Below are 2,733 nucleotides of genomic sequence, written 5' to 3'. Positions count from 1 at the left end.
GCTCGCCGGGGGGCGCCGCCGGGGGGTCAAGGGCGCGGTTCGCCCGCGAAAGGCGCCCCGGCGACCCGGGCCGTCCACGACCCGTGCGGTTCGAGGGTCGCGACGCGGACGTCGTCGTCCCGGCGTTCGAGTCGCACGACCAGGTGGTCCTCGGACAGACGTTCGGCCATCCCCTCGCCCCACTCCACCAGGACCGCGGCGTGTTCGAGGTCGGTGTCCAGGTCGAGGTCGTCGAGCTGGGAGAGGTCACCGCCGAGCCGGTAGGCGTCGACGTGGACCAACGACACCCCGGACCCGCCGGCCGGGTGGACCCTCGCCAGCACGAAGGTGGGTGAGCTGACCCGGCCGGACACCCCCATCCCCTCGGCCACCCCGCGTGCCAGCGTCGTCTTGCCCGCACCGAGCGGCCCGGCCAGCAACACCAGGTCCCCGGCGTCCAGCACGCGCCCCAACGACCGCCCGAATTGGACGGCGTCCTCCGGGGTCGGCAGTTCCACACTCACCTGCGCCACCATCTGTTCCTCCCCGTCGAACACCTCCCGTCCGTGCCGCGGCACTCGCGCAGCAGGTCGATGAGGTGGCTGTTGACCAGGTCCGGCTGCTCCAGATGCACCATGTGCCCCGCACCCCGCACCCGCAGCAACCGGGCGTTCGGCAACTCGACCGCGATCCGCTCGGTGTGCGCGAACGGGGTCAACCGGTCCGCATCCGCCCCGACGACGAGTACGTCGGTGTGTTCGAGCCCCGCCAGTGCGGCGTAGCGGTCGTGGCTGCCGAGGGTGTCCACGAAGTGCGTCAACTGCCGGACCGGCGTGTCCCCGAGCATGTCCAACATGAAATCGACCGCTGCGGAGTCGACGTCGTCGCTGCCGAAGGCCAACCGCCGCACGGCACGCCGGGTGAGCTGCCCGCCCGCAGCACGGACGAACTCCACCAGACCCGGCTGCCACCCGGCCAGCTCCCCCACCCCGCGGGTCAGCGGGTTGTACTTCCACAGCAGGGACTTCGGCAGCCCGCTCGCGCCGACCTCCCCGGCCGCCGTGGCGATCAGGGCCACGCCCCGGACGCGGTCCCCGAACAGGGCGGGCGCCCGGTGCGCCAGCTCCATGACCACCATGCCACCCATGGAGTGGCCGACCAGAACGATCGGCTCGTCGGCGGGCACCGTCCGCAACACCGCGTGCAGATCCGCGGCGAGCTGTTCGATCGTGCTCGTCTCGGCGGGCGACGGCGCCGACTGCCCGTGCCCCCGGTGGTCGTAGTACACCTGCCGCACCCGGGGAAGGCGCAACGCGGCGAGATCGCGCTGTTGGAACAGCCAGCTCCGGCGGGACAGCGCGAATCCGTGCACCCCCACCACCGTCAGCTCGGCCGTCCCGTCGGGCGGCCCGATCTCCTCGACGGCGAGCGGGGTGCCGTCGTCGGCCGCGACGGTCGCCGTGCGCTGGGTACGGGCCCCGGCGAACGGCCCGTCGGAACGCGGATCCCGCCCGGCCCGGGACATCAGGGCGCTCCCCGCCCCAGGTGGCGCCGGCGGACGCGGGGCCGGTACATCCCCGTGACGATCTCGTAGTCGATCGTGCCGATCGTCTCGGCCCACTCGGTGGCGGTGGGGCCCCCGTCCCGGCCGGTGCCGAACAGTTCGACCCCGGTGCCCACGGCGGGTTCGTCACCGCCGCAGTCGACCACCAGTTGATCCATGCACACCCGGCCCACCACGGGCCGCCGCCGACCCGCCAGGCGGACACTCATCCGCCCGGACAACGACCGCGGGACCCCGTCGGCGTACCCCACCGGAACCAACGCCAGCGTGGTGTCCTGCGGGGCCGTCCACGTGTGTCCGTACGACACGGACTCACCCGCCGCGACCCGTTTGGTCAGCACCACACTCGACCGGAACGTCATCGCGGGCCACAGGTCCTCCGCCTGCGGCACCGGGTTCAGCCCGTACATCGCGATGCCCGGGCGCACGAGATCGAAGTGCAGGTCCGGCCGGGTGAGCGTGGCCGCCGAGTTCGCCAGGTGCCGCAGCGGCGCCAGCCCCGCGTCGAGCGCACGGTCGTAGGCGGCGGCGAACCGCCGCGCCTGGTCGTCGATCGACGGATGCCCGGGATCGTCGGCGCACGCCAGGTGCGACCACACCGCCACGACATGCACGTCCGGTTCCGCCGCCGCGGCCTTGACCAGGTTCGGCCACTCGTCGGCCGGACACCCGTTCCGGGACAAGCCGGTGTCGATCTTGAGATGGACCCGCGCACGCCTCCCGGCCCGGGCGGCCGCCTCGACGACACGGGCCAGCTCCCCCGCCGAACTGACCGACAGATCGACATCCCGCTCGATCGCCGGGGCGAAATCCACCTCCGGGGTGTCCAACCAGCTGAACAGTCTCGCGGTGATGCCCGCGCGGCGGAGGTCGAGCGCCTCCTCCACCGACGCCGTTCCCAGCCACTCCGCCCCGGCCTCCACGGCCGCGCGCGCCACCGGCACCGCGCCGTGGCCGTAGCCGTCCGCCTTCACCACGGCCATCGTGGCGGAACCGGACGCGGCCGCGCGGGAAGCGAGCAGGCCGAGGTTGTGCCGTATCGCGTCGAGATCGACGACGACCTCCGCCCGGGTCGCCCGCTCGCCCGCCCCGCCGTTCACGGCCGCACTCGCCGCGACCATGGGGACGCGGCGACCACCCCGCCGCATTCGGACTCGCTCACGTGCCTCCTCCGTCGCTGCTCGCTCCCT

Annotated in this window: 3 protein-coding genes; all 3 read right to left on the bottom strand. The window is 73.5% G+C overall.

Translation table 11 applies throughout. The features are described 5' to 3' along the window. Window positions 1–26: 26 nt before the first annotated feature. From tsaE to alr, 3 genes are read right to left on the bottom strand one after another with little or no spacing between them, the layout of a single operon-like run. The gene (gene tsaE / locus SACHA_RS0113455; protein ID WP_028663162.1) at window positions 27–512 is read right to left on the bottom strand and encodes a tRNA (adenosine(37)-N6)-threonylcarbamoyltransferase complex ATPase subunit type 1 TsaE; all 486 of its coding nucleotides are present in this window, start codon (window positions 510–512) and stop codon (window positions 27–29) included. Continuing rightward, on the bottom strand, window positions 500–1,504 hold the full coding sequence (locus SACHA_RS0113450; RefSeq protein WP_019810618.1) for an alpha/beta fold hydrolase: 1,005 nt from the start codon (window positions 1,502–1,504) through the stop codon (window positions 500–502). The genes tsaE and SACHA_RS0113450 overlap by 13 nt, the downstream gene beginning before the upstream one ends. Beyond that, window positions 1,504–2,664, bottom strand: a complete 1,161-nt coding sequence (alr, locus tag SACHA_RS0113445; protein WP_019810615.1) for an alanine racemase — start codon at window positions 2,662–2,664, stop codon at window positions 1,504–1,506. The genes SACHA_RS0113450 and alr overlap by 1 nt, the downstream gene beginning before the upstream one ends. Window positions 2,665–2,733: the final 69 nt, after the last annotated feature.

This window comes from Saccharomonospora halophila 8, assembly GCF_000383775.1.
Taxonomy (GTDB): domain Bacteria; phylum Actinomycetota; class Actinomycetes; order Mycobacteriales; family Pseudonocardiaceae; genus Saccharomonospora; species Saccharomonospora halophila.
The sequence above is the reverse complement of the archived record's forward strand: the minus strand, read 5'-3'. Positions and strand labels throughout refer to the sequence as shown.